Raw genomic sequence first — 1277 nt, 5'->3', positions numbered from 1 at the left:
ACAAAATCTTAAATTGAAGAGTTTGATCATGGCTCAGATTGAACGCTGGCGGCAGGCCTAACACATGCAAGTCGAGCGGAAACGAGTTATCTGAACCTTCGGGGGACGATAACGGCGTCGAGCGGCGGACGGGTGAGTAATGCCTAGGAAATTGCCCTGATGTGGGGGATAACCATTGGAAACGATGGCTAATACCGCATGATGCCTACGGGCCAAAGAGGGGGACCTTCGGGCCTCTCGCGTCAGGATATGCCTAGGTGGGATTAGCTAGTTGGTGAGGTAAGGGCTCACCAAGGCGACGATCCCTAGCTGGTCTGAGAGGATGATCAGCCACACTGGAACTGAGACACGGTCCAGACTCCTACGGGAGGCAGCAGTGGGGAATATTGCACAATGGGCGCAAGCCTGATGCAGCCATGCCGCGTGTGTGAAGAAGGCCTTCGGGTTGTAAAGCACTTTCAGTCGTGAGGAAGGTAGTGTAGTTAATAGCTGCATTATTTGACGTTAGCGACAGAAGAAGCACCGGCTAACTCCGTGCCAGCAGCCGCGGTAATACGGAGGGTGCGAGCGTTAATCGGAATTACTGGGCGTAAAGCGCATGCAGGTGGTTTGTTAAGTCAGATGTGAAAGCCCGGGGCTCAACCTCGGAATAGCATTTGAAACTGGCAGACTAGAGTACTGTAGAGGGGGGTAGAATTTCAGGTGTAGCGGTGAAATGCGTAGAGATCTGAAGGAATACCGGTGGCGAAGGCGGCCCCCTGGACAGATACTGACACTCAGATGCGAAAGCGTGGGGAGCAAACAGGATTAGATACCCTGGTAGTCCACGCCGTAAACGATGTCTACTTGGAGGTTGTGGCCTTGAGCCGTGGCTTTCGGAGCTAACGCGTTAAGTAGACCGCCTGGGGAGTACGGTCGCAAGATTAAAACTCAAATGAATTGACGGGGGCCCGCACAAGCGGTGGAGCATGTGGTTTAATTCGATGCAACGCGAAGAACCTTACCTACTCTTGACATCCAGAGAACTTTCCAGAGATGGATTGGTGCCTTCGGGAACTCTGAGACAGGTGCTGCATGGCTGTCGTCAGCTCGTGTTGTGAAATGTTGGGTTAAGTCCCGCAACGAGCGCAACCCTTATCCTTGTTTGCCAGCGAGTAATGTCGGGAACTCCAGGGAGACTGCCGGTGATAAACCGGAGGAAGGTGGGGACGACGTCAAGTCATCATGGCCCTTACGAGTAGGGCTACACACGTGCTACAATGGCGCATACAGAGGGC

At 53.5% G+C, this 1277-nt stretch carries 1 rRNA gene; it reads left to right on the top strand.

Annotation, left to right across the window (positions count from 1 at the left end):
- Positions 1-10: 10 nt before the first annotated feature.
- A 16S ribosomal RNA gene (locus R7M72_RS24940) occupies positions 11-1277 on the top strand; the annotation flags it as partial.

The sequence above is a fragment of the Vibrio sp. YT-18 genome (assembly GCF_033337345.1).
GTDB classification, from domain to species: Bacteria; Pseudomonadota; Gammaproteobacteria; order Enterobacterales; family Vibrionaceae; genus Vibrio; species Vibrio alginolyticus.
The sequence above is the reverse complement of the archived record's forward strand: the minus strand, read 5'-3'. Positions and strand labels throughout refer to the sequence as shown.